Source organism: Actinomadura napierensis (assembly GCF_039529375.1).
Taxonomy (GTDB): Bacteria; Actinomycetota; Actinomycetes; order Streptosporangiales; family Streptosporangiaceae; genus Spirillospora; species Spirillospora napierensis.
On sequence record NZ_BAAAMR010000002.1, the window covers coordinates 174,687 to 197,476 of the forward strand.

24 protein-coding genes are annotated in these 22,790 nt (G+C 72.0%); 14 read left to right on the forward strand and 10 right to left on the reverse strand.

The window, feature by feature from the left end; translation table 11 throughout:
* Window positions 1–9 precede the first annotated feature (9 nt).
* A complete protein-coding gene (locus tag ABD296_RS02340; RefSeq protein WP_344260832.1) occupies window positions 10–816 on the reverse strand; it encodes an SDR family NAD(P)-dependent oxidoreductase in 807 nt (268 codons plus the stop codon).
* A gap of 86 nt (window positions 817–902) precedes the next feature.
* Complete coding sequence (locus ABD296_RS02345) at window positions 903–1,466, reverse strand: CGNR zinc finger domain-containing protein (protein ID WP_344260834.1); 564 nt, start codon at window positions 1,464–1,466, stop codon at window positions 903–905.
* Between the two features lie 68 nt (window positions 1,467–1,534).
* On the opposite strand from ABD296_RS02345, the gene ABD296_RS02350 reads away from it, so the two are divergent.
* Together ABD296_RS02350 and ABD296_RS02355 are read left to right on the forward strand one after the other, a co-directional pair.
* Window positions 1,535–1,924, forward strand: a complete 390-nt coding sequence (locus ABD296_RS02350) for a carboxymuconolactone decarboxylase family protein (protein WP_344260837.1) — start codon at window positions 1,535–1,537, stop codon at window positions 1,922–1,924.
* Window positions 1,921–2,781, forward strand: a complete 861-nt coding sequence (locus tag ABD296_RS02355; protein ID WP_344260839.1) for a phosphotriesterase family protein — start codon at window positions 1,921–1,923, stop codon at window positions 2,779–2,781. Before ABD296_RS02350 ends, ABD296_RS02355 begins: the two co-directional genes overlap by 4 nt.
* Before the next feature lie 3 nt (window positions 2,782–2,784).
* On the opposite strand, the gene ABD296_RS02360 is transcribed toward ABD296_RS02355, so the two are convergent.
* The 3 genes from ABD296_RS02360 to ABD296_RS02370 all read right to left on the reverse strand — a co-directional run bounded on the left by ABD296_RS02360 (window position 2,785) and on the right by ABD296_RS02370 (window position 5,528).
* On the reverse strand, window positions 2,785–3,243 hold the full coding sequence (locus ABD296_RS02360; RefSeq protein ID WP_344260841.1) for a hypothetical protein: 459 nt from the start codon (window positions 3,241–3,243) through the stop codon (window positions 2,785–2,787).
* Between the two features lie 111 nt (window positions 3,244–3,354).
* Window positions 3,355–4,536, reverse strand: a complete 1,182-nt coding sequence (locus ABD296_RS02365) for an MFS transporter (protein ID WP_344260843.1) — start codon at window positions 4,534–4,536, stop codon at window positions 3,355–3,357.
* A complete protein-coding gene (locus tag ABD296_RS02370) occupies window positions 4,533–5,528 on the reverse strand; it encodes an NAD(P)/FAD-dependent oxidoreductase (protein WP_344260845.1) in 996 nt (331 codons plus the stop codon). Before ABD296_RS02370 ends, ABD296_RS02365 begins: the two co-directional genes overlap by 4 nt.
* Window positions 5,529–5,619: 91 nt before the next feature.
* Here ABD296_RS02370 and ABD296_RS02375 point away from each other — a divergent pair, with 91 nt between their 5' ends.
* Together ABD296_RS02375 and ABD296_RS02380 are read left to right on the forward strand one after the other, a co-directional pair.
* Window positions 5,620–6,207, forward strand: coding sequence for a helix-turn-helix domain-containing protein (locus ABD296_RS02375; RefSeq protein WP_344260847.1), 588 nt, complete (start codon window positions 5,620–5,622; stop codon window positions 6,205–6,207).
* 158 nt (window positions 6,208–6,365) lie between these two features.
* Complete coding sequence (locus ABD296_RS02380; protein ID WP_344260849.1) at window positions 6,366–8,351, forward strand: glycoside hydrolase family 32 protein; 1,986 nt, start codon at window positions 6,366–6,368, stop codon at window positions 8,349–8,351.
* 58 nt (window positions 8,352–8,409) lie between these two features.
* On the opposite strand, the gene ABD296_RS02385 is transcribed toward ABD296_RS02380, so the two are convergent.
* Window positions 8,410–9,414, reverse strand: coding sequence for a LacI family DNA-binding transcriptional regulator (locus ABD296_RS02385; protein WP_344260851.1), 1,005 nt, complete (start codon window positions 9,412–9,414; stop codon window positions 8,410–8,412).
* Between the two features lie 122 nt (window positions 9,415–9,536).
* Here ABD296_RS02385 and ABD296_RS02390 point away from each other — a divergent pair, with 122 nt between their 5' ends.
* Genes ABD296_RS02390 through ABD296_RS02405 form a run of 4 tightly spaced genes read left to right on the forward strand, consistent with a single transcriptional unit; the run spans window position 9,537 to window position 13,240 of the window.
* Complete coding sequence (locus ABD296_RS02390; protein WP_344260853.1) at window positions 9,537–10,547, forward strand: sugar ABC transporter substrate-binding protein; 1,011 nt, start codon at window positions 9,537–9,539, stop codon at window positions 10,545–10,547.
* 2 nt (window positions 10,548–10,549) lie between these two features.
* A complete protein-coding gene (locus tag ABD296_RS02395) occupies window positions 10,550–11,539 on the forward strand; it encodes an ABC transporter permease (protein ID WP_344260855.1) in 990 nt (329 codons plus the stop codon).
* Window positions 11,536–12,291, forward strand: coding sequence for an ATP-binding cassette domain-containing protein (locus ABD296_RS02400; protein WP_344260857.1), 756 nt, complete (start codon window positions 11,536–11,538; stop codon window positions 12,289–12,291). The genes ABD296_RS02395 and ABD296_RS02400 overlap by 4 nt, the downstream gene beginning before the upstream one ends.
* A 10-nt stretch (window positions 12,292–12,301) precedes the next feature.
* A complete protein-coding gene (locus ABD296_RS02405) occupies window positions 12,302–13,240 on the forward strand; it encodes a carbohydrate kinase family protein (RefSeq protein ID WP_344260859.1) in 939 nt (312 codons plus the stop codon).
* A gap of 16 nt (window positions 13,241–13,256) precedes the next feature.
* Here ABD296_RS02405 and ABD296_RS02410 read toward each other — a convergent pair whose 3' ends face one another.
* Window positions 13,257–14,213, reverse strand: coding sequence for an AraC family transcriptional regulator (locus tag ABD296_RS02410; RefSeq protein WP_344260861.1), 957 nt, complete (start codon window positions 14,211–14,213; stop codon window positions 13,257–13,259).
* Between the two features lie 73 nt (window positions 14,214–14,286).
* Here ABD296_RS02410 and ABD296_RS02415 point away from each other — a divergent pair, with 73 nt between their 5' ends.
* Window positions 14,287–15,285: an SDR family NAD(P)-dependent oxidoreductase gene (locus ABD296_RS02415; RefSeq protein ID WP_344260863.1), complete on the forward strand. Its 999-nt coding sequence runs from the start codon at window positions 14,287–14,289 to the stop codon at window positions 15,283–15,285.
* Window positions 15,286–15,343: 58 nt separating this feature from the next.
* Here ABD296_RS02415 and ABD296_RS02420 read toward each other — a convergent pair whose 3' ends face one another.
* The gene (locus ABD296_RS02420; RefSeq protein ID WP_344260865.1) at window positions 15,344–15,940 is read right to left on the reverse strand and encodes a TetR family transcriptional regulator; all 597 of its coding nucleotides are present in this window, start codon (window positions 15,938–15,940) and stop codon (window positions 15,344–15,346) included.
* Window positions 15,941–16,015: 75 nt separating this feature from the next.
* Here ABD296_RS02420 and ABD296_RS02425 point away from each other — a divergent pair, with 75 nt between their 5' ends.
* The 3 genes from ABD296_RS02425 to ABD296_RS02435 all read left to right on the forward strand — a co-directional run bounded on the left by ABD296_RS02425 (window position 16,016) and on the right by ABD296_RS02435 (window position 18,882).
* On the forward strand, window positions 16,016–16,870 hold the full coding sequence (locus tag ABD296_RS02425) for an SDR family oxidoreductase (protein ID WP_344260867.1): 855 nt from the start codon (window positions 16,016–16,018) through the stop codon (window positions 16,868–16,870).
* A 25-nt stretch (window positions 16,871–16,895) separates the two neighbouring features.
* Window positions 16,896–17,654, forward strand: coding sequence for an SDR family NAD(P)-dependent oxidoreductase (locus tag ABD296_RS02430; RefSeq protein ID WP_344260869.1), 759 nt, complete (start codon window positions 16,896–16,898; stop codon window positions 17,652–17,654).
* A gap of 202 nt (window positions 17,655–17,856) precedes the next feature.
* Complete coding sequence (locus ABD296_RS02435; RefSeq protein ID WP_344260871.1) at window positions 17,857–18,882, forward strand: hypothetical protein; 1,026 nt, start codon at window positions 17,857–17,859, stop codon at window positions 18,880–18,882.
* Between the two features lie 66 nt (window positions 18,883–18,948).
* Here the strand turns inward: ABD296_RS02435 and ABD296_RS02440 are convergent, their stop codons facing one another.
* Window positions 18,949–20,109 (reverse strand): epoxide hydrolase family protein, encoded by a 1,161-nt coding sequence (locus tag ABD296_RS02440; protein WP_344260873.1) that lies wholly within the window; start codon window positions 20,107–20,109, stop codon window positions 18,949–18,951.
* A 132-nt stretch (window positions 20,110–20,241) separates the two neighbouring features.
* Here ABD296_RS02440 and ABD296_RS02445 point away from each other — a divergent pair, with 132 nt between their 5' ends.
* Window positions 20,242–21,441 carry an ROK family transcriptional regulator gene (locus ABD296_RS02445; protein ID WP_344260875.1) on the forward strand — a complete coding sequence of 400 codons (1,200 nt, stop codon included), beginning with the start codon at window positions 20,242–20,244 and terminating at the stop codon, window positions 21,439–21,441.
* Between the two features lie 74 nt (window positions 21,442–21,515).
* Complete coding sequence (locus ABD296_RS02450; protein WP_344260877.1) at window positions 21,516–22,313, forward strand: endonuclease/exonuclease/phosphatase family protein; 798 nt, start codon at window positions 21,516–21,518, stop codon at window positions 22,311–22,313.
* Between the two features lie 41 nt (window positions 22,314–22,354).
* Here ABD296_RS02450 and ABD296_RS02455 read toward each other — a convergent pair whose 3' ends face one another.
* Window positions 22,355–22,681, reverse strand: a complete 327-nt coding sequence (locus ABD296_RS02455; protein ID WP_344260880.1) for an ArsR/SmtB family transcription factor — start codon at window positions 22,679–22,681, stop codon at window positions 22,355–22,357.
* Window positions 22,682–22,790: the final 109 nt, after the last annotated feature.

Here is a 22,790-nt window from a genome sequence, read left to right on the forward strand (position 1 = left end):
CCCGCAGCGCTACAGCTCCTTCAGGAAGCCCGAGTCGACCACGACCTCGGCCCCCGTGGTGCTCGCCGAACGCGGCGAGGCCAGCAGCGCCACCGCGTCCGCGACCTCCTGCGGCTCGGCCATCCGGCCCGTCGTGAGGCTCATCATCTCGGCCGCCCCGCCGTTCAGAACCGCGTCGCGGTCCGACCCGGTGCCCTGCGCGATGACGTCGGCGGCGCCGCCCTCCTTCGTCCACCAGTCCGTCACGACCGGGCCGGGCGAGACCGTGTTCACCCGGATCCCCTGCGGGCCGAACTCCTCCGACAGCCCCTTCGCCAGGTTGTTCAGCGCCGCCTTCGCGGCGTTGTAGTCGAAGTTCATCGGGCCGGGTCGGCGACCGTTCACCGACGAGACGTTGACGATCGCCGCCGCGTCGCTCTCCAGCAGGTGCGGGATCGCCGCGCGGACGGCCCGCACCACGGCGACCACGTTGAACTCGAAGACGTCGCGCCAGTCGTCGTCGGTCAGCGTCCCGAACCCGAAGCGGGGCATGACCGCGCCGGGCGGCGGCCCGCCCGCGTTGTTGACCAGGACGTCCAGCCCGCCGAACCGCTCCACGGCCTGCTCGACCGCAAGCGCGGGCGCGGCCGGGTCCATCAGGTCGGCGGCCACGTGCAGCAGGTCCGGCCCGGCGAGCGCGTCGAGCTCCGGGCCCGGCTTGCGGGAGACGGCGGCCACGCGGGCGCCCTCCTCCAGCAGCGTCCGGACGACCGCCAGGCCGATGCCCTTCGACGCGCCGGTGACGACCGCCACCCGCCCGGTGAGCCGCAGGTCCATGGGTTCCCCTCTCGTAGGTGCGCACGCCTCCTTCGGCGTGCGGCGCCCCAAGAACCCCGCCCGGCAGGCCCCGGTTGCACCGGCGGCTACACGCCTTCGGCGTTGCGGCGCGCGCGCAGAGCACGGACTCGCCCCCGGCTGGCGCACGCGGGCGACGGGCACCAGCGGCGCCGTCCCGCCGGATCGGCGAACACGCCCCGGCAGTCGTCCTCGGGGCACACCTTCAGGAACGCCCGCTCCGGACCGGTCAGCTGGTCGACGGCCTGGCGCGCGATCCGGCCGAGCGCCGCGTCTCCATCGGCCGGCGCGACCCGGACGAGGCGTCCGTCTACGGCCAGCTCGACCGGCTCGGGGATCGTCAGGAAGCCGGCGAGCGCGTGCACGTCGTCCTGCGACGGGGGCTCGCCGTCGACGGTCGCCAGCGCGATCGGACGCAGCACCTCGCGCAGCCGCCGCACCCGTTCGAGGTCATCGGCGTCCACCGGACGCGCCGGGGCCAGCTCGCACGCGTCGAGCCACTCGGCGAACCGCCGCACATCGGGGATCCGCTCGACCGGCCGCGCGCCGAACGCCCGACCCTTCGTGGCCAGCAGGTTCAGCCAGGTCGCGCCGCAGTCGAGGCGGAACGCCTCCGGGTCGTCCTTCACCATGGCCCGATTGTAACGCCTCGGCCGTTACGCTAGCGTGTAACGCCAAGGCCGTTACAAAGGGAGTTCCCATGGACCTGACCGAAGCGACCCTCGACCGCGCCGAAGGCCACCGCCTGCTGGACGTCCTCCAGGACGAGACCACCCGGGAGGCCACCTTCCCCGCCCTGGAAGGCCTCGCCCCCGGCTTCGCCAACTGGGTCGTCACCAGCCTGTTCGGCGGCACCTACCAGCGCGAGGGCCTGTCCCTGCGCGACCGCCAGCTGCTCAACCTCGCCGCGCTCACCGCCCTCGGCGGCGTCGAACCGCAGCTCACCGGGCACGTCCGCACCTGCCTGCGGCTCGGCATGGCCCGCGAGGAGATCGTCGAGTCGTTCGTGCACCTCGCGCCCTACGTCGGCGTCCCCAAGGCGCTCGCCGGCCTGCGCGTCGCCGCCGCTGCCCTGGCCGACGCCCGATGAGGGCCCGGACCGTCCTCGGCGACGTCGACCCCGCCGACCTCGGCGTCTTCGACGCCCACGACCACCTGTTCCTCCGCACGCCCCGGCTGCCCGGCCGGGAACTGGACGACCCGGCCCGCGCCGCCGCCCAACTGCGGACCTTCGCCGGCCTCGGCGGCCGGACGATCGCCCACTGGACCCCCTACGGCCTCGGCCGCCGCGAACGGGACCTCGCCGACCTCTCCGCCGCCACGGGCGTCCACATCATCGCCGCCACGGGCCTGCACCAGGCGGTCCACTACGACCCGGACGTCCTCGCCCGGATCCGCCCCTGCCTCGCTGAGCTCTTCCACGGCGAGCTCACCGACGGCCCCGCCGGCATGATCAAGGTCGCCGGCGGCTACCACGGGCTCGACGAGCACGCCCGGCACACCATGACCGCCGCCGCCGAGGCGTCCAACGCCACCGGCGCCCCCATCGGCGTCCACCTCGAAGAAGGCACCGCGTCCCTGGACGTCCTCGACCTGCTCTGCACGTCCCTGGATGTCCCGCCGGACCGGGTGATCCTCAGCCACCTCAACCGCTCGCCCGACCCCTGGGTCCACCGCCGCGCCGCCGAATCGGGCGCCTACCTGTGCTTCGACGGCCCGTCCCGCGCCCATCACGCCACCGACTGGCGCCTCTTCGACGTCCTGGCGGCGCTCGTGGAGGCCGGCCACACCGACCGGATCCTGATGGGCGGCGACACCACGACACCCGACGCCCCCGGCATCCCCCACCTGCTCCGCGTCCTCCGCCCCCGCGTGGAGGCGCAACTCGGCGAGGACACCGCCACCGCCATCTTCGAGACCAACCCCGCCCGAGCCTTCGCCTGGTAAGCCTCAGCCTTCTCGCAGGACCCGGAACACCAGCACCAGGACGGCGACCCCCGCGAACACCTCGAAGACCGGCACCACCGGCAGCGACGCGAACAGAACGAGCACCAGCTTCAGCGCGGGAACGACCAGCCCCAGACCTCCGATCACCAGAAGCACGGCCTCCCACACCATGATTCCGACATGGACGCCCCGGTGGCCGGGGCGGCATAGCGCGGCCAGCGCAGCCCCCGGCGCTGCGAGCACCAGCAGCGGCGCCGAAAAGATCACCGGGATCAGCAGCCAGCCGGCGCTCCCGTCGCGGGGAACTCCCTCCGTCACCACCACGGCGGCCACCATCGCATTCGGAATCAGCCACACTGCGGCGAGGAACGCGACCTGCGTCCACAGCAGGCGCCGCGCCCATGCCACGGCGCCGGATCGGATCCCGTAAGGGGCTTGCGCGGATTCCCGGATCATCTCCATGCCCACGAGACTGGCCCGCCGACACGTCCCGCACATGAGCACACCTACTCAAGTCCCCCGGTCGCAATACACAGCCGCCCCCTCGCCATGCCCAGGGACACCTGAGCGTGATCACGGCGTGCGGTCGGCGAGGACTGCCGGTACGACGGCCAGGGCCAGGGCGGCACCGATCCAGCAGGTGGAGGTGATGCCGGCGCCGGCGTTGAGGGCGGTACCGGCGAGGGCCGGGACGAGGCTGATGCCGAGTTGGAACGCCGAGACGGTGGTGGCTCCGGCGAGCGTCGGCGCCTGAGCGGCGATCGTGAACACGCGCCCGTAGATGGCCGGGTTCAGCACGAACCCGGCGACCCCGAGAAGGGCGACGAGGGGGACGACGGCGAGCGCGTGCCGGGCCAGCAGGGCGAGCAGGACGGAGCACGCCATGATCCCGAGCGCTCCGGCCAGGAGCGCGTGCGTGGGACGGCCGTCGGCGATCCTGCCTCCGATGGACAGGCCGACAAAGGCGCCGACGCCGAACAGCGCGAGGATCGCCGGCACCCAGACGCCGGGGATGCCGGTGACGCCCGTCAGCAGCGACGCCAGGTAGTTGAAGGAGATCATGTAGGCGGCGGTGCTCGCGATGGTGGCGGCGTAGACCGCCCACAGATGCGGCCGCTTCATTGCGGCGAATTCGCGCCGCACGCTGGGCCTCTCCTGCGCGGCGGTCGCCGGTACCGCGACCAGGGTCAGGACCGCGCCGAGGGCAGTCAGGGCGACCACGCCCCAGAACCCGCCCCGCCAGCCGGTGAAGTAGCTGAGCAGCGCGCCCGCCGGGCCTCCGGCGATCATCGCCAGGCTGAGGCCGCTGACGACGACGCCGGAGGCGCGTGCGGTGCGGTCGGGGGCGACCAGGCCGATCGCGGTGACCGCCGCGACCGCCCAGAACCCCGCGTAGGCCAGGCCGCAGACGAAGCGGGTGACCAGCAGTACCGCGTAGTCCCCGGTCACCAGGCCGGCGGCCACCGCGACGGCGAAGAGGGCCTGCGTGGTCACCAGCGTGGTGCGGCGCGGCCACCGCAGCGTCATGATCGCCAGAGGCGGCCCGCCGACCACGACGCCGACGGCGAACGCCGAGATCAGCGCCCCGGCGGACGACAGGCTGATCCGCAGGTCGCCCGCGATCTCCGGCAGGACCCCGGCCAGCAGGAACTCCGCGCTGCCCATCGCGAACAGGCTGAAGGCAAGCAGGTAGACGCCGAGCGGCAGCCTGCCGCGCGCGACCGGCGCCCGCCGCCGTGCCGCCTCGACGCTCATCGGCCGGCCTCCGGCACCGTTGCGCCGAAGACCTTGCGGTGCCGTCCGACGGCGTGCTCGACGTCCTCTTCCAGCAGGTCGCCGTTGATGGCGAACGCGGCGGCCGACCCCATGCCCGCAGCGGTGACGACCTGGGCGCGCGAGTCGATGACGTTACCGGCGGCCCAGACGCCGGCGACGCTGGTGCGGCTGGTGCGGTCGGTGACGATCCAGCCGTTGTCGTCCTTGGCGCAGCCCAGCCCGGTCAGAAGGTCGTCCTGCGGGACCATGCGGGGGAAGACGAACGCGGCGGCGCGGGGGACGAGGCTGCCGTCGGCGAGCTCGATGCCCCGCAGCCGGCCGCCGTCGACGACCACCTGCGCGACCCGGCCCGCAACGATCCGCAGACCGCTCGCCTCCAGCCGTTCCCGGTCCCGCGACGACAGTTCGAGGGTGTGGGTGAAGAAGACGACGTCGTCGCTCCACTGGCGGACCAGCAGCGCCTGGTGCACCGCGCCCGGGCCGGTGCCCAGCACGGCGAGCGGCTGGTCACGCACCTCGTAGCCGTGGCAGTAGGGGCAGTGCAACACGTCCTTCCCCCACCGTTGGCGCACGCCGGGGATGTCGGGCAGCTCGTCGCGCAGCCCGGTCGCGACCAGGACGCGGCGGGTCCGGAGCACCGGCCCCCCGACCATCCGCACGTCGTAGCCGTGGTCGATCCGCTCCACCCGTCCCCGGACGAGCCCGACACCGTACCGGGCGATCTCCGCGCGGCCGAGTTCCAGCAGCCGCGCAGGCGGCAGGCCGTCGCGGGACAGGAAGCCGTGCATGTGCGAAGCGGGCGCGTTGCGCGGCTCACCGGCGTCCAGCACCACCACCCTGCGGCGGGCCCGTCCCAGCAGCAGCGCCGCGTTCAGCCCGGCCGCCCCGGCACCGACCACCACCACGTCGTAGGTCCCGTCGCCAGCGGCGCGCGGTGCGCCGCCCTCCAGGTCGTTCGTCGCCTTGCTCATGGCGATCACCTCCGCCGCCGATGCTGCGACCCCTGCCTCCAGACCGACAACATCTGTTGCCATTTCTGGGACGCGGCGGTGGAATGGGCGGATGGACGAGCAGCCCTCGATCGCCGCCGCACTGGCCCAGGTCGGCCCGCGCCTCAAGCAGATCCGCACCCGGCGCGGCCTGAGCCTGACGGCGCTGGCCGAGGCCACCGGCATCTCCAAGAGCACCCTGTCGCGGCTCGAAACCGGCCAGCGGCGGCCGAGCCTGGAGCTCCTGCTGCCCATCGCCCACGCGCACCAACTCCCGCTGGACGAGCTGGTCGGCGCCCCGCAGGTCGGCGATCCCCGCGTCCGCGCCCGGCCCCGCGTCCAGAACGGCCGCACCGTGATCCCGCTGACCCCGCACCCCGGCCCCCTGCAAGCCTGGAAGTCGATCGTCCCGGCCGACCAGAACACCCCCGAACCGTGCACGCACGAGGGCTACGAATGGCTGTACGTCCTGTCCGGACGCGTGCGGCTCGTCCTGGCCGACCACGATCTGGTCCTGGAGCCGGGCGAGGCCGCCGAATTCGACACCCGCCTGCCGCACTGGTTCGGCCCGACCGGCGAGTCCGCCGTCGAGATCCTCAACCTGTTCGGGCGCCAAGGCGAACGCGTGCACACCCGCGCCAGACCGAGACGGGATAGCTGAGGAACTCGCGGCCACGAGCCCGGCTGAGGTCCGTGACGGCCCTTCCAGCGAACGTTGCGCAAGCGCTCGCGCAACGTTTTTCTGCGTTTTACGCTCCTCGCCCACCCCCCATCGACCTGGAGGCATCCCCCATGCACCGTGGTCTTTCGCATGCCCTCGTGACGCTGAGCGTGGCCCTCACCTGCGTGGGCGGGCAGTTGCCCGCCCACGCCGATCCCGCCGGTTCCGCCGGTCCGGACAACGCCGACTTCGAGACTGGTGACCTCTCCGGTTGGCAGGTGGTGGCGGGGGACGCCTTCAGCGTCACCGACGCCACGACCTACTGGGGCGGCGCGTTCAACAAGCACGGCACCCGCTTCCTGTCCGGCTTCGTGAGCAAGGGCGACGACGCCACCGGCGAGGTCCGGTCCAGCACCTTCCGGCTCGACTCGGCCACCATGAGCTTCCTCGTCTCCGGAGGCTGGAACCCCGACCGGCTGTACGTCGCCCTGGTGCGCGCTTCCGACGGCGAGGTCCTGGCGAAGCAGTCCGGCATGGACGACGAGGCGCTCGTCCGCGTCACCTGGGACACCAGCGCCTGGCGCGGGCAGGACGTCTACCTCCGCATCGTGGACAACGCCACCGGTGGATGGGGCCACATCAACGCCGACGACTTCCGCGTCACCGACGCGACCAAGGCCGACAACGGCCTCACCTTCAACCGCCTGAGCCAGCAGGGCCAACCGGCCAAGGCGGCGCCCGGGGCCGCCGACTACGCGACCGACCCGCTGCGCCCGCAGTTCCACTACACGCCGTATCAGGGCTGGATCAACGACCCGAACGGGCTTATCCAGTGGAACGGCCGCCACCAGCTGTTCTCGCAGTTCTACCCGGACGCGCCCAAGTGGGGGCCGATGCACTGGGCGCACGCCGACAGCTCCGACGGCGTCCACTGGCGAAATCTCCCCGTCGCGCTCGCACCGCCCGCGCCGGCCTCGGCGACGGACGCCAGCGGCATCTTCAGCGGCAGCGCCGTCGACGACCACGGCACGCTCACCGCCGTCTACACGATCTCCACCGACACGGGCGCGCATCCGGGGGCCACGCCCGAGACGGTCGGCATCGCCACCAGCCGCGACGGCGTGACCTTCACCCCGTACACCGGCAACCCGGTCATCGCGGCGCCACCGGACGGCTCCGAGGCTGGCTTCCGCGACCCGTACGTCTTCCGCGACCCGTCCGACGGGCTGTGGAAACTGGTCATCGGCTCGGGCCACGGCGGGCACGGCCGCGCCCAGCTCTACTCCTCCAAGGACCTGCGCGCGTGGACCTACGTCGGCGTCCTCGCAGAGGGCGACGGGACCACCGGCGCCATGTGGGAGTGCCCCAACCTCTTCCAGCTCGGCGGCAAGTGGGTGCTGCTGGTCTCGGCCGACAACACCGACTACGCCTACGTCGGCACGTTCGACGGCAAGCGCTTCACCCCGGAGAAGGTCTCCCGGCTGGACGCCGGACCCGACCTGTACGCCGCGCAGCACTACCGCGACGCCGGTGGCCGCGACCTGCTGATCGGCTGGATGGACAACTGGAACGCCAAGGAGCCCACCCGCGTCGACGGCTGGGCCGGTGCCCAGACCATCACGCGGCAGCTGTTCCTCAAGCCGGACGGGACCGTCGGCAGCCGCCCGATCGCCCAGGCCGACCGGCTGCACACCGGCGCCCCCCGCACCACGCCCGCCGGCCAGGTCACCGCACCGAAGGAGCTCGCGCGGGGCGACGCACTCGATCTGCGGGCGACGGTCGACGTCGGCCGTTCCAAGGCGAGCGGCTTCACCCTCAAACTCCGCTCCTCCGCCGCCGAGGGAGCCGAGCTCCGATACGACCTGGCCACGCACGTGCTGACCCTGGACACCACCAATGCCGGGTACGGATCGGGCGGCACATGGTCGGCGACCGTCCTTCCCGACCAGGCGGGACGGCTTGACCTGCGGGTCCTGGTCGACCGGTCCAGCCTGGAGGTGTTCACCGCCGACGGCACCGCCCTCACCGCCCGCGTCTACCCGCGCTATCAGGAATCGGACCAGGTGACGCTCGTCCCGTCAGGGGGAGCCGTGCAGCTGACCCAGGCGCGTGCATGGCCGATGGGCTCGACCTGGAACGGCTGAGCGGCACCACCGCCGCCGCTTCCCAGAGCCGTCCGGCGACCCGCTGTGCGCGCCGCGGCTAGCGTTTGCAGCCGCAGGAGTCGCGGTGCATGAAGCGGGGCTTGAGCCGGACGGTGCGCGGCGGCCGGTCGGGATCGGCGATCCGGTCGGCGAGCATGGACACCGACCGGGTCGCGATCTCGCGGATGGGCTGGGCGATCGCGGTGAGGCGGGGCCGGAAGATCGAGGCCCATTCGAAGTCGTCGAACACGGTCAGGGCGAGGTCCTCGGGCACCCGGACGCCGCGGCGGTCCAGCGCCCGCATCACGCCGATCGTCATGTGGTTGTTCGCCACGAACAACGCCGTGGGCGGTTCGGGCAGGGACATCAGGGAGTCGACGGCCTGCTCGGCCGCCGCGGCGTTGGAGTGGCCCTCCGCGACCAGGTCGGCGGCGAACGGCAGCCCGGCGCGCGTCAGCGCCGTCCGGTAGCCGTGCAGGCGCTCGGCGGAGGTGCTGAGGCTCTCCCGGCCGGCGATCATCCCGATCCGGCGGTGCCCCAGCTGGGCCAGGTGCAGCACCAGATGGGCGCTGGCCTCGACGTTCTCGGTGCCGACCTGGTCGAAGCGGGACGTGGGGCACCGGTCCACCAGCACGGTGGGGATGCTGAGCTCGGCCAGGTAGCGCAGCGCGGGCGCGCCGGCCCCGTCCGCCTCGGTCGCCAGCAGGATCCCGTCCACCCGGCGCTGGTGCAGCGCCTGCACCACCTTCAGCTCCTCGTCGGGGTCGTCGTGGGTGTCGGTGAGCAGCAGGGTGTACCCGGCCAGCCGCACCTGGGACTCCAGCGCGGCGACCAGGTCCGCGAAGTAGAAGTTGGAGATCGCCGAGATCGCCAGCCCGATCGACTTGGTGCTGGAGGTGACCAGCGCCCGCGCGACGCTGTTGTGGATGTAGCCGGTGTCCTGCACCGCGGCCAGCACCCGCAGCCGGGTCTCGTCGGCGACGAACCGGGTCCCGTTGATGACATGGGAGACCGTCGACACCGAAACACCGGCCAGACGTGCGACATCGGCCATCGTGGCCATGCTGGGCTCCTCGGTCAAAGCGTTTGCGCAAACGATTGCGCGAGCGTTTTCGCGTGAGCAAGATAACGCGGACTCAACCGGGGCGTAACCCCCGGGAACACCCACCCCCCAAGGAGAAACTCATGGTCCGCAGAGGGATCGTCCTGGCCGTGGCGGGCGCACTCGCCCTGTCGGCCTGCGGCTCGGGCGCCAAGGGTTCCGGCGGCGGCACCCCCAAGGTCGGTCTCATCACCAAGACCGAGACCAACCCGTTCTTCGTCAAGATGCGCCAGGGCGCGCAGGCCCAGGCGGCCAAGGACGGCCTGAAGCTCATGACCGCCGCCGGGAAGTTCGACGGCGACAACGAGGGCCAGGTCACCGCGATCGAGAACATGGTCGCCGCCGGGGTGAAGGGCATCCTGATCACCCCCAGCGACACCAAGGCGATCATCCCGGCGATCAAGCGGGCCCGGGACAAGGGCGTGGCGGTCATCGCGCTGGACACCCCGACCCAGCCGCAGGACGCCACCGACGCCCTGTTCGCCACCGACAACTTCAAGGCCGGGCAGCTCATCGGGCAGTACGCCAAGGCCCGCACCGCCGGGCAGACCCCGAAGATCGCCATGCTGGACCTGGAACCGGGCGTCTCGGTCGGCATCCTGCGCCACAACGGCTTCCTCAACGGCTTCGGCGCCGCCACCGTCGACGCCAAGGCCGCGCAGCCCGCCACCGCGCCGCAGGTGGTGTGCGCCGCCGACACCGGCGGCGACCAGGCCAAGGGCCAGACCGCGATGGAGAACTGCCTGCAGAAGGCACCCGGCCTCACCATCGTCTACACCATCAACGAGCCCGCCGCGCTCGGCGCCTACACCGCGCTCAAGGCGAAGGGCCTGGAGAAGAAGGTCCTCATCTTCTCCGTCGACGGCGGCTGCACCGGCGTCAAGGGCGTCAAGGACGGGCAGATCGCCGCGACCTCGCAGCAGTACCCGCTGAAGATGGCGTCCATGGGCGTCGACGCCATCGCCGCGTACGCCAAGAACAAGACCAAGCCGGCCGGGTACACCGACACCGGCGTCACCCTCATCACCGACCACAACGTGACGGGCGTCGACGCCAAGGACACCGCGTTCGGCCTGCAGAACTGCTGGGGCTGACCGTGACGGCACTGACGAACCGGCTCCGCGCCGCCACCCCGCGGCTGACGTTCCTGTCCGGCTCCACCGTCGGACCGTTCGCCGCGCTGCTCCTGGCCGGCGCCTTCTTCACCACGCAGAGCGGCCAGTTCCTGGCCGGCGGCAACCTCGCCCTGGTGATCCAGCAGGTGATGGTCGTCGGCACCCTCGCCATCGGCCAGACCCTCATCATCCTCACCGGCGGGATCGACCTGTCCTGCGGCGCGGTGATGGCGTTCGGCGGCGTCCTGATGGCCAAGCTGGCCGTGGACGCCGGCTGGCCGCCGCTGCTCGCGATCGCCGCCGGTATCGCGGTCTGCGCCGGGTTCGGGCTGGTCAACGGCCTGCTCGTCACCAAGATCTCGCTGCCGCCGTTCATCGTGACCCTCGGCGTCCTCAACGTGGCGTTCGCGCTCACCCACATCTACTCCGACGAGCAGACGATCAGCGGGCTGCCCTCGGCGCTGACCTCCCTCGGCGACACCTTCCCGTTCGGTAAGACCGACGTCACCTACGGGTCGGTCCTCATGCTCGGCCTGTTCGCCGTGTTCGCCTACGTCCTCGGGCAGACCGCATGGGGCAGGCACGTGTACGCCGTCGGCAACGACTCCGAGGCCGCCCGGCTCACCGGCATCCCCGTCCAGCGGCGGCTGCTGGCCGTCTACACCCTCGCCGGCGCCGTGTACGGCATCGCGGCGCTGCTGCTCATCGCCCGCACCGGCGTCGGCGACCCGAAGGCCGGCCAGACCGACAACCTCGACAGCATCACCGCCGTCGTCCTCGGCGGCACCAGCCTGTTCGGCGGACGCGGCCTCATCGTCGGCACCCTCGTCGGCGCGCTGCTGGTCGGCATCATCCGCAACGGGCTGCAGCTGATGGGCGTCCCGTCGATCTATCAGATACTCATCACCGGGATCCTGGTCATCCTCGCCGTCACCGTCGACCAGCTGTCGAGAAGGAGGTCCAAGCGATGAGCGAACCGGTGCTGAGGGCCCGCGGGCTCGTCCAGCGGTACGGCCCGGTCACGGCGCTGGACGGCTGCGACTTCGACCTGCTGCCCGGCGAGGTGCTCGCCGTGATCGGCGACAACGGCGCCGGCAAGTCGTCGCTGATCAAGGCGCTGAGCGGCGCCGCCCGCCCGGACGAAGGCGAGATCTTCCTCAACGGCGAGCGGGCGCATTTCAAGTCGCCGCTGGACGCGCGGCGGCAGGGCATCGAGACCGTCTACCAGAACCTGGCCGTCGCACCCGCCCTCGACATCGCCAGCAACCTGTATCTGGGCCGCGAACGGCGCAGGAAGGGGCCGCTCGGCAGCATCCTGCGGATGCTCGACAAACCCGCCATGCGCGCGGACGCCGCCCGCCACATGAACGAGCTCAACATCGGGCTGCAGTCGATGAACGGCGCGGTGGAGAACCTGTCGGGCGGCCAGCGGCAGGGCGTCGCCGTCGCCCGCGCCGCCGCCTGGGCCAGCCACGTCGTCATCATGGACGAGCCCACCGCCGCGCTCGGCGTCAAGGAGTCGGCCCAGGTGCTCGACCTCATCGGCAAGGTCCGCGACCGCGGCCTCGCCGTCGTCCTCATCAGCCACAACATGCCGCACGTGTTCGAGATCGCCGACCGGATCCACATCCAGCGGCTGGGCCGGCGCGCCGGAGTGGTCAGGCCCGCCGACCACTCGATGTCGGACGTCGTGGCGATCATGACCGGCGCCCTCCAGATCTGAAAGGACGACGTTGACCTGCATCGCGGTCATCGGGGAGACCGTGGCCGACGCCTTCCTCCCCGCCGAACAGGCCACCCCCGGCGCACTCGACCTGCGGGTGCGTCCGGGAGGCGGCCCGGCCAACACCGCCGTGGCGCTCGGGCGGCTGGGCGCGCCGGCCTGCTTCGTCGGCCGCGTCTCCCGCGGCCCGATCGGCGCGCTCCTGCGGCGCCACCTCACCGACTCCCACGTGGACGTGTCGCGGGTCGTCGACGCCGCCGAGGAACCCACGCTCGCGATCGCCGCCGTGAACGCCGCGGGGCAGGCGCGCTACTCCTTCTACGCCGCCGGCACCGCCGACTGGCAGTGGAGCCCGGACGAGCTCGCCGCGAGCACCCCGGACGACGCCGTCTGCCTGCACGCCGGGTCCCTCGCCCTCGCCCTCGACCCCGGCGGCCCGCTCATCGAACGGCTCCTCGGCGACCGGCGCGGCGCGGCCACGATCTCCATCGACCCCAACATCCGGCCCGGCATCGTCCCCCTCGACCGCTACCGGGACCGCCTGCCGGGCTGGGCCGCGATCGCCGACATCCTCCGGCTCAGCCAGGACGACCTGGACCTGCTCTACCCGGGGCGTCCGCTCGCCGACCTCTGCGAGCAATGGCACGCCGACGGCGTCCGCCTCGTCGTGGTCACCCGGGGCGGCGACGGCGCGACCGCCTCGCTCAACGGTGAGCGCTTCACCGTCCCGGCCCGTCCGGTGACCCCCGTCGACACCGTCGGTGCGGGCGACGCGTTCACCGCCGGCCTCCTCCACCGCCTGCACCAGGGCGGCGCGCTGGGCGGCAAGCTCGACGCGCTCGACCCCGACCTGCTGGTGCGCGCGCTGACCTTCGCCTCCGATGTCGCCGCGGAGACCTGCCGCAAACCCGGCGCGGACCCGCCCTGGCCGGCCGACCTGACGCTCTAGCTGCTGTTCCGCGGCTTCAGGCTTGCGTTGCCGGTGTTGGGAGCACTGCGGTCTGGCGCGTCCGGTGCCGGAAACGCAGCGGCGACTCCCCCACCTCCCGTTTGAACGCGGTGCTGAAGGCGCTGTCGGACGCGTAGCCCAGTTCGGCGGCCAGCGAGCCGATGCGGACGTCGCCGTCGCGGAGGGCCCGCTGGGCCAGCAGCATCCGCCAGCGGTTGAGATAGGTCAGCGGCGGAACGCCCGCCATGGTGCGGAAGCGTTCGGCGAACGACGTCCGCGACATCGCCGCGGCGTGCGCGAGGTCTTCCAGCCGCCAGGGCCTTCCCGGGTCGGCGTGCATCAGGTTGAGCGCCGGGCGCAACCGTTCGTCGGTCAGCACGCGCAGCCATCCGGGAGGCAGCTCGGCCTGGCCGACGTAGGCGCGCAGCACTTCGAGCAGCAGGAGCTGGCCGCACTGCCGGATGGCGAACGCCGAGCCGGGCCGGCCGCCGGTCACCTCGTCGATCAGCCGGTCGAGGCTGCGGCGCAGGCCGGCCGCGGCGGCCGACGCCCGGACGTGGCCCACCGGCGGAAGCGCCTCCAGCAGCAGCGCCTGACCGGCCGGGTTGACGTCGACGCGGCAGCCGATGACGACGTCGGGGGCGCCGCCGTCGGCACCGTCGGTGCCGTCGGTTCGGATGGTGCGGTAGGTCTGCTCGGGCACGATCTCGCGGGGCGGTCCGCCGCCGGTGCCGCCCTCCATGCAGAGCCATGACCGGTTGTTCAGGATGGCGACGTCGCCCGGCTCGAGCTCGATCGGGTCGTCGATACCGTCGGTGGTCAGCCGGGCCCGGCCGCGCACCATCGCGGCGAGCTTCAGCGGGTCGTCGACGGCGCCGCGCGACACCCAGCGGCCCCGCACCTCGAACCCGCCGGTCATCTGCCCCCGGACCTCGACGAGATCGAACACCTCGGACAGCTGATCGACGACCATTCCCGTACTCTCGCCAAAGAAATCCGAACTGTCAATTATTCAGAGTACGAGCGGTCGCGGACACAGTGGTGGCATGCATCAGAAACAGCACCCCATCGGGTCCGGGTTCACCGCGGCGTCGACGGCCGACGACGTCCTCAAGGGCATCGACCTGTCCGGTAAGAACGCCGTCGTCACCGCAGGCCACGTCGGGCTCGGCCTGGAGGCCACCCGCGCGCTCAGCAAGGCCGGCGCGTCCGTCACCGTGGGCTCGCGCGACCCGGACCGCGCCGCCCCCGCGCTGGACGGCATCGAGCGCGTCGAGGTGGACCGGCTGGACCTCCTCGACCCGGCGTCGATCGACGCCTTCACCGACCGCCACCTCGGCTCCGGCCGCCCGCTCCACATCCTGATCAACGGCGCCGGCATCATGGGCGGCCCGCTGGTCCGGGACGCGCGCGGCTACGAGTCGCAGTTCGCGACCAACCACCTCGGCCACTTCCAGCTGACCCTGGGCCTGCTGCCCGCGCTGCGCTCCGCCCACGGGGCCCGGGTCGTCAACGTGACCTCCGGCGGCCACCGGCTCTCCGGCATCCGCTGGGACGACCCGCAGTTCACCACCGGCTACGACGGCATGCTCGCCTACGCCCAGTCCAAGACCGCCAACGTCCTGTTCGCCGTCGAACTGGACCGGCGATGGGCCGACGACGGGATCCACGGCTATGCCGTGCACCCGGGCATCGTCGTCGGCACGAACCTGGGGAACTCGGTCAGCCCGGAGGAGGTGCAGGCCATGCAGCAGGCCATGGGACTCGTCGACGCGTCGGGCCGGCCGATCATCGACCCGGACCGCGACCGGAAGACGCCGCAGCAGGGCGCCGGCACCATCGTGTTCGCCGCGGCCAGCCCGCTGCTCGCCGGCATCGGCGGCGTCTACCTGAGGAACAACGACGTCTCGGAACTGGACGAAGCTCCCACGTCCAGCGCCTTCGACGCCGACGCGATCGTCTCGGCCGACGTCGTCCCGCACGCCGTCGACCCGGATTCGGCGCGGCGCCTCTGGGAGCTGAGCGAGCAACTCCTCAAGGCGTGAAGCCTCGTCCGCGAGCAGGGTTCGCCGTCGCGGCGGCGAGCCCGGCTCGCAGCCGCTGTCAGGGGGGCGGTGCGGTCAGCAGGCGCCGTACCGCCTCGCGCAGGCTGCGGCGGCGGAGGTCGCGCAGGCCGTCCGGGCCGGCGACCTGGTGGAGGGCGGGGGAGGCGATCGTCCAGGCGCCGACGAGCCCGAGGACGTAGGCGAGGACGTGGACGGCCGGCATCGCGGCGTCGAGACGCCCGCCGTCCTGGGCTCGGGCGATCTGGGTCACCTTGTTGCGATAGGAGACGAGTTCGGCCTCGGAGACGTCCGTGCGCTCCAGGTTGCGCCAGGAGAACAGGCGCGTCAGTTCCGGACGGTCCTCGAGGTAGTCCATGAGCCGTTCGGCGTAGCCGACCAGGTCATCGGCGTCGAAGGGCACCGTGTCGAGCATCGCCGCGACGTTGCGGACGATGACCTCGTCGAACAGCCGTTCCTTGTCGCCGAAGTACACGTAGATGAGCCGCTTGTTGGCGCCGGCCTTGGCCGCGATGCGGTCGACCCGCGCCCCGGCCAGGCCATGCCCCTGGAACTCGTCGAATCCCGCGGCCAGCAGCCGTTCCTGGGTCGCGCGGGACTGGCGCTGCTTGGCCGTCAGGGCAGGGGCTTCGTCCATGTCCCCCATCGTACCTAACTGTCTAGATACTTTCTGTGCTACGGTATCTAACTAGTTACCTACGAAGGAGCGGACATGGCCTCCACCTGGTTCATCACCGGAACCTCCAGCGGCTTCGGCCGGCACATGACCGAACTGCTGCTCGACCGCGGCGACCGGGTCGCCGCCACCCTGCGCAACCCGTCCCGCCTGGACGACCTCGCCGCGAAGCACGGCGACCGGCTGTGGCGCGCGCAGCTGGACGTCACCGACACCGCCCGCATGCGCGAGGTCGTCGACGCCGCGTTCGCCGAGTTCGGCCGCATCGACGCGGTCGTCTCCAACGCCGGATACGGCCTCATCGGCCTGGCCGAGGAGCTGAGCGACGAGCAGATCGAGCGCCAGATCGACACCAACGTGACCGCCCCCATCCAGCTCGCCCGCGCGGTGACCCCGCACCTGCGCGCGCAGGGCGGCGGCCGGTTCCTACAGACCTCCAGCATGGGCGGCCACATCGTCTTCCCCGCGATGTCGCTGTACCACACCAGCAAATGGGCCCTCGAAGGCTTCTTCGAGACCTACGCCCTGGAGACCGAGCGGTTCGGGATCCGCACCACGCTGATCGAGCCCGGCATGGTCGCCACCGACTTCTACAGCTCGGCGGACGTCGCCCCCTCGCAGCTGCCCGCCTACGCCGGCACCCAGGCCGCGGACCTCACCCACGGCAAGAGCAGCGTCGCGCTCGAGGACATGCCCGGCGACCCGCGCAAGGTCGCCGAAGCCATGATCCGCATCGGCGACCTCGCGGACCCGCCGCGGCGGCAGCTCCTCGGCTCCGACGCGTACCGCCTCGTCCACGACGCCCTCAAGGCCCGGCTGGAAAGCGCCGAGGCCCAATACGAGTTCGCCCTCACCACCGACCGAGACGGCTTCGTACCGCCCCAGGCCTGACACCCGTCCCCCGGAAGGGAAGACCATGCCCCGCTTCACCGATGAAACCGTCATCATCACCGGCGCCGCCGGAGCCCTGGGCACCAGCATGGCCCGCCGATTCGCCGCCGAGGGCGCCCGCGTGGTCGTCGGCGCCCGCCGACGCGAGCAGGTCGCCGACCTCCTCGCCGAACTCGGCCCCGACGCGGCGTTCGCCCGCCTCGACGTCACCAGCGAGCAGGACTGGGACGCCGCCGTCGCCACGGCGGAGGCGGCGTTCGGCCCGGTCTCCGTCCTGGTCAACAACGCCGCGCGGGCCATCGTCGGCACCACCCTGTCGGTGACCCTCGAGGAGTTCCGCGAGGTGATCGACACCAACCTGGTGGGCACCTTCCTGGGCATCCGGGCGGTGGTGCCATCGATGCGCCGCCGCCGCGGCGGCTCCATCGTCAACATCAACTCCACCGCCGGGATCGGCGCCGCGGCGGGACTGGCCGCCTACGGCACCAGCAAATGGGGCGTCCGCGGACTGACCCGGATCGCCGCCAAGGAACTCGGCCGGGAGAACATCCGTGTCAACGGAGTGCACCCCGGCATCATCGAGACGCCCCTGGCCTACGACCCCGCCACCGGCGAACTGAACGTCGGCGTCGCCGATCAGCCCCTCCCGCGCCTGGCGGACGTGGACGAGATCAGCAACCTGGTCCTGTTCGCCGCCTCGGACGAGGCCGGCTACGCGACCGGCTCGGAATTCGTGGCCGACGGCGGCTACCTCCTCGGCCCCGTCCCCACCCCGACCCCCTGACCGGAGCCGTCGGCCCACATGCCCTCGAGGCCTTCTCGATCGACGATCCTCGGGGGAAGGTCCGGGAATGAGGCGGTGGTCGTGCGTGAAAAGTGCTGGTCGTGATGGCTTGGTCACTGTGGTGGGCGGAGTCCTTACGAAGATCGAACGTGCGGGGTCGTGATCTGGTGCGGGGCCAGGCGAAGATCATTGACTTGGGCCCATGAACGCATCCACTTCAGGTTCCGCCGTTCGCCGGGCCGCCGGCGCCGTGCTGCCGCTCGCCCTGGCGGCCGCCGTGTTCGCTCCGCTGCGGGCTTCGGCGGCCGAGGTCACGGTCGCGTCCACGAGCGTGTCGCCGTCCAGGATCACCTCTGGCGAGGAGGCGATCCAGACGGTCACCCTGGCCGAGCCGGCTCCCGCCGGCGGTGTCACCGTCGACCTCCTGGACGGCAACGAGTACGAGGACCTGACCTACTTCCAGTCGACCAAGCACAAGGTCACGGTGCCCGCCGGGCAGCAGCGCGTCAGCTTCCCGATCCGGGTGCAGTCCGCGACCAGCGCGGGGACCGTGACCCGGTTGACCGCCGGTGTCGGCGGCCGCGTCGCGGAGACGTCCGTCACCGTCGACCCGATCGACGCGCGCGTGCAGGACGTCACCGACTTCACCGTGGACAAGCGCATCGCGGCGGAGGGCGGCAAGATCACCGGGACGGTGCGGATCAAGTCCCCGGCGCCGATCGGCGGGCTGGCCGTCGACCTGCGCAAGACCCCCTACGAGAGCGGGGCCTTCTCGTTCCCGTACTACGTGGTCGTGCCCGCCGGGGCGACCAGCGCCACCTTCTCGATGGCGTCCATGGCCTACGACCAGCCGCGTTTCGTCACCGTCATGGCCGCTCTGAGCACCGCCAGGCAGTTCGCCGGCGTCATCGGCGTGCCCAAGAAGTTCTCCATCGGCGTCCTGGGGCCGGTGCGGCACCGCCCCGGCAACGTTGAGAACTTCGGGGCGGTCGGCCTCGGCGACATCTGGCACCCGTTCGGCGCCAGGATCAACATGACCAGCGACACCCCCGGCGTCACCGCGCAGCTCAGTGTGCCCTCCGACGGCAGCATCCCGGCCGACCAGGCCGGCGCCCAGTTCAGGATCTACGTCGCCGACTCGGTCCCGGCCGGCACCAAGGTGAAGCTCACCGCGAAGTGGGTGCTCGGTCCCGCACCGGTCAGCACGGAGTTCACCGTCCAGGACTAGCCGCAAGCCCAGGAAGCCGCACCGTTCGCCGGACAGGCATCCCCTGTCCGGCGGCTGCCGTTCGCGTCAGCGGACGAGGCGGAAGAACGTGCAGATCTCGTTGACGAAAAGTTCGGGTTGCTCGAACGCGGCGAAGTGACCGCCCTTGCCTGGCTCGCTCCAGTGGCGGATGTCGGTGAAGCGCTTCTCGGCCCACCGCCGGGACGGGCGGGGGGTCTCCCTGGGGAAGACCGTGCATCCGGTCGGGACGGTCACCAGGTCGGTCGTCTCGGCGGTGAAGAGCCGCTGGACCTGCTTGAAGCTCTCCCAGTAGAGCCGGGCGGCCGACGCGCCGGTCCCGGGCAGCCAGTAGAACATGAGGTTGTCCAGGAGTTCGTCGCGGGCGAGCGCGTTCTCGGGGTGGCCGCCGCAGTCGGTCCAGGAGCGGAACTTCTCGATGATCCAGGCGCACAGCAACGAGGGGGAGTCGACGAGCCCGTACCCGATGGTCTGCGGCCTGGTGGACTGTTCGAGCGAGTACCCGTCCTCCCACTCCTGGCCGTGCTCGAGTGCGGACAGCGCGGCGCGTTCCGCGTCGGTGAGGTCGCCGAACGTCGCCGGGTCCGGCGCGGCGAGGGGCGGTACGAGGTGGATGCCGACCACGTGGTCCGGGTCGTTCTGGCCGATCAGCGTGGTGATGGTGGTGCCCCAGTCCGCGCCCTGCGCTCCGTAACGCTCGTACCCCAGGCGCGCCATCAGCCGGATCCATGCTTTGGCGATCCGCTCGACGCCCCAGCCGCGATGGGCCGGCTTGTCGCTGAATCCGTAGCCGGGCAGCGACGGGCAGACGACGTGGAACGCGTCGCGGGCGTCGCCACCGTGGGCCGTCGGGTCGGTGAGCGGCCCGATCACCTTGAGGAACTCCACGACCGAGCCCGGCCAGCCGTGCGTGAGGACGATCGGCAGCGCATCGGGGTGCGGCGATCGGACGTGGAGGAAGTGGATTCCGAGACCGTCGATCGACGTGCGGAACTGCGGCAGGGCGTTCAGGCGCCGCTCGGTGGTCCGCCAGTCGTACTCCTCGGCCCAGTACCGGCACAGCTCGCGCAGGTAGCCCAGCGGGACGCCCTGCGACCAGTCGTCGACCGTCGCCTCCTCCGGCCAGCGGGTGCGCCGCAGACGTTCCCGCAGGTCGGTCAGCACAGCTTCCGGGATGTCGAGTTCGAACGGGGTCACTTCGTCGGTCATGCCGCCCTCCTCATGGGAGCGTCGGTGGTGAGCATGGTCGGGCGTGACGGCGGGATCGCGCCGCCGCGGTCGCAGAACAGCCTTCCCTTCAAATAAACTCGTGCAACGAGCATAATCAAGGGGAAGGTGCACATGGCAAGCCCCCGGGACCGGACACGGTCCGCGCGTGCCAGGGACGCCCGCTGGCGCGGCGCGCTCGCCGTGCTCGAGGAGATGCGCCGCGAGCCGGGCGTGACCCGAGCGGCCGTCGCGCGCCGGCTCGGTCTCAGCACCGGATCGGCCACCGAGATCACCGCCCGCTTGCGCGACCTCGCCCTCCTCGCCGAGACGCCCGCCGCCACGGCGGGCCGGGGCCGTCCGACGACCGTGCTCACCCCTCATCCGGACGGGCCCGTCGTGATCGCGGTGGACGTCCGGCAAGGGGACTGGCGCTGTGCGGTCGCCGCGCTCGACGGAAAGCCCGACATCGCGGAGACCGGAACCCACCGCAGCCGCGACCCCGAGGACGTGATCGACACGGTCGCGCAGGCGGTGCGGCGCCTCCACCACCACTACGGAGAACGCGTCCGCGCGGTCTCCGTGGCGATCGCCGCGACCGTGCAGCGCGGCAGGGTCGTCCAGTCCGCCGCGCTGGATTGGGGCCCGGTCGATCTAGCGGCGCTGGCAGTTGACCCGCATGTGCCGCTGCTGATCGGAAACGACGCGACCTTCGCGGGCCTCGCCGAGGCCCGGCAGGGCGTCGCCGCCGAAGCCGGGACCGTCCTGCACGTCACCGTCGAGGTGGGCGTCGGCGGCACCCTGGTCGTCGACGGACGGCCGGTGGACGGCGCGACGGGCGCCGGCGGGGAGTTCGGTCACCTTCCGTTCGGCGACCCCGGCCTGCGCTGCCCGTGCGGCGCCCGAGGCTGCTGGGACCTGATGGTCGACGGCCGTGCCATCGCCCGCCACCTCGGCGATCCTCCACCCCGCGACCCCCGCGCGTACGCGGAGCACGCCCTCGCCCGCGCCCCGGCGGACCCGGCCGTCCGGACGGCCGTCGGCCGCACGGCGACCGGTCTGGCCCGCGGCCTCGCCGGGCTGATCAACGCCCTGGACCCCGCCGTCGTCACACTCGGCGGCCTCGCAGAGCCGCTCCGAGCCGCCGCGGAGCCGGAGTTCAACGCCGCCGTCGCCGATGGCCTCATGCGCTTCCGCCGCCCGAACCCGCCTCCCGTCGTCGCCGCCGCTCTCGGCCGCGACGGGGCACTCCACGGGGCGGCGGTGACCGCGCTCGACCACTTCCTCACCGAAGACGGCCTCGCCGCCTGGGCGGCGCTCCGCTCCCCTGCATAGTGCTGCGGTCGCTCATCGGGTGATGGGCTTTTGCGGCTGGCCGGTATGACGTGGTGGATCTACATTTGGTCCACGTGCGGATCATCTCCCTCAACGCCTGGGGCGGCGCGATGTTCGACGAACTCGCCCCCTGGCTCGACGCGTGCGGCGCCGACGTCCTGTGCCTGCAAGAAGTCACCCACACCCCGGCGCTCGGCGGCTGGACGCGCTTCGACGACGCCGATCGCTCGCTGCCCCAGCGGGCGAACCTTCTGGCCGATGTCCGCTCCCGCCTCCCGCACCACCACGGGCTCTTCGTCGCGAGCGACACCGGCCCGGTGCGGGACCACGAACAGCGGCAGCACCGGCAGGACTTCGGTGTGGCCACCTTCGTCAGCGAGCCGCTTCCCGTGGTCGGCGTGCGTTCCGCGTTCGTGCACGGCGACTACACCGAACACCGCGACCGATGGCCGACCGACGGACGGCCCCGAGCCGCGTTGGCCGTGCGCGTACACGACCGCCGGGCACGGCGGTTCGTCACCGTCGTCAACCTCCACGGCCTGCGCGACCCGCGCGGCAAGGCCGACACCCCGGCCCGCCACGCGCAGGCCGAACGGCTCGCGGCCCTCGTCGAGGGGGCGCGCCAAGACGGCGACATGACCGTGGTGTGCGGCGACTTCAACCTGCTCCCCGACAGCAAGACGTTCAAGATCCTCGCCGACCTCGGACTGACCGACCTGGTCCGCGACGCCGACACCAGGACGTCCCGGTACCCCAAGCCGCTCCGGCACGCCAGTTACCTGCTGGTCTCCGACCCCGTCGAGGTGGAACGGTTCGAGGTCGTGACCGCGCCGGAAGTCTCCGACCACCGCGCTCTGGTGCTCGACCTCTAACGAACGCATCCAGGCGGCGCACCACCTCGCGCTAGCGCGGCTCAGGCGTCGGCTTCGTCGGTGCGGGCGCCGGCGAGGACGGCGTCCAGCAGGCCCGGGTAGCGGGCGTCCAGGTCGTCGCGGCGCAGGGTCAGCAGGTTCTCCCGGCCGGACGGCTCCTGGAAGATCACGCCGCCGTCGCGGAGGACGCGCCAGTGGTGGGTCATCGTCGACTTGGCCGTGATGCCCAGCTCGACCAGCACGCTGGTGCAGTTGTGCTCGCCGCCGCCGGCCAGCACGCGGACGGCGGCCAGCCGGACCGGGTGGCCGAGCGCCGACAGCACCCCGTCGATGCGGATCTGGTCGCGCTCCGGGTGACGGTACCTCATGGTCCCACCGTACAGCGATAGTCGAACAATCGACCAGGACGCCCTTGCAGCTCCGTACGATCATACGTAATTATTCGTACAGTCGTACGTCGGTGGGCGGTCCGCCCGC

Bases quoted from the DNA above. Each gene is read 5' to 3' on its own strand.
- ABD296_RS02415 (WP_344260863.1), top strand. From the start codon at position 14,287: ATGCATCAGAAACAGCACCCCATCGGGTCCGGGTTCACCGCGGCGTCG.
- ABD296_RS02355 (WP_344260839.1), top strand. From the start codon at position 1,921: ATGAGGGCCCGGACCGTCCTCGGCGACGTCGACCCCGCCGACCTCGGC.
- ABD296_RS02350 (WP_344260837.1), top strand. From the start codon at position 1,535: ATGGACCTGACCGAAGCGACCCTCGACCGCGCCGAAGGCCACCGCCTG.
- ABD296_RS02445 (WP_344260875.1), top strand. From the start codon at position 20,242: ATGGCAAGCCCCCGGGACCGGACACGGTCCGCGCGTGCCAGGGACGCC.
- ABD296_RS02370 (WP_344260845.1), bottom strand. From the start codon at position 5,528: ATGAGCAAGGCGACGAACGACCTGGAGGGCGGCGCACCGCGCGCCGCT.
- ABD296_RS02430 (WP_344260869.1), top strand. From the start codon at position 16,896: ATGCCCCGCTTCACCGATGAAACCGTCATCATCACCGGCGCCGCCGGA.
- ABD296_RS02440 (WP_344260873.1), bottom strand. From the start codon at position 20,109: ATGACCGACGAAGTGACCCCGTTCGAACTCGACATCCCGGAAGCTGTG.
- ABD296_RS02455 (WP_344260880.1), bottom strand. From the start codon at position 22,681: ATGAGGTACCGTCACCCGGAGCGCGACCAGATCCGCATCGACGGGGTG.
- ABD296_RS02385 (WP_344260851.1), bottom strand. From the start codon at position 9,414: ATGGCCACGATGGCCGATGTCGCACGTCTGGCCGGTGTTTCGGTGTCG.
- ABD296_RS02420 (WP_344260865.1), bottom strand. From the start codon at position 15,940: ATGGACGAAGCCCCTGCCCTGACGGCCAAGCAGCGCCAGTCCCGCGCG.
- ABD296_RS02340 (WP_344260832.1), bottom strand. From the start codon at position 816: ATGGACCTGCGGCTCACCGGGCGGGTGGCGGTCGTCACCGGCGCGTCG.
- ABD296_RS02390 (WP_344260853.1), top strand. From the start codon at position 9,537: ATGGTCCGCAGAGGGATCGTCCTGGCCGTGGCGGGCGCACTCGCCCTG.
- ABD296_RS02360 (WP_344260841.1), bottom strand. From the start codon at position 3,243: ATGGAGATGATCCGGGAATCCGCGCAAGCCCCTTACGGGATCCGATCC.
- ABD296_RS02345 (WP_344260834.1), bottom strand. From the start codon at position 1,466: ATGGTGAAGGACGACCCGGAGGCGTTCCGCCTCGACTGCGGCGCGACC.
- ABD296_RS02365 (WP_344260843.1), bottom strand. From the start codon at position 4,536: ATGAGCGTCGAGGCGGCACGGCGGCGGGCGCCGGTCGCGCGCGGCAGG.
- ABD296_RS02410 (WP_344260861.1), bottom strand. From the start codon at position 14,213: ATGGTCGTCGATCAGCTGTCCGAGGTGTTCGATCTCGTCGAGGTCCGG.
- ABD296_RS02375 (WP_344260847.1), top strand. From the start codon at position 5,620: ATGGACGAGCAGCCCTCGATCGCCGCCGCACTGGCCCAGGTCGGCCCG.
- ABD296_RS02425 (WP_344260867.1), top strand. From the start codon at position 16,016: ATGGCCTCCACCTGGTTCATCACCGGAACCTCCAGCGGCTTCGGCCGG.
- ABD296_RS02400 (WP_344260857.1), top strand. From the start codon at position 11,536: ATGAGCGAACCGGTGCTGAGGGCCCGCGGGCTCGTCCAGCGGTACGGC.
- ABD296_RS02435 (WP_344260871.1), top strand. From the start codon at position 17,857: ATGAACGCATCCACTTCAGGTTCCGCCGTTCGCCGGGCCGCCGGCGCC.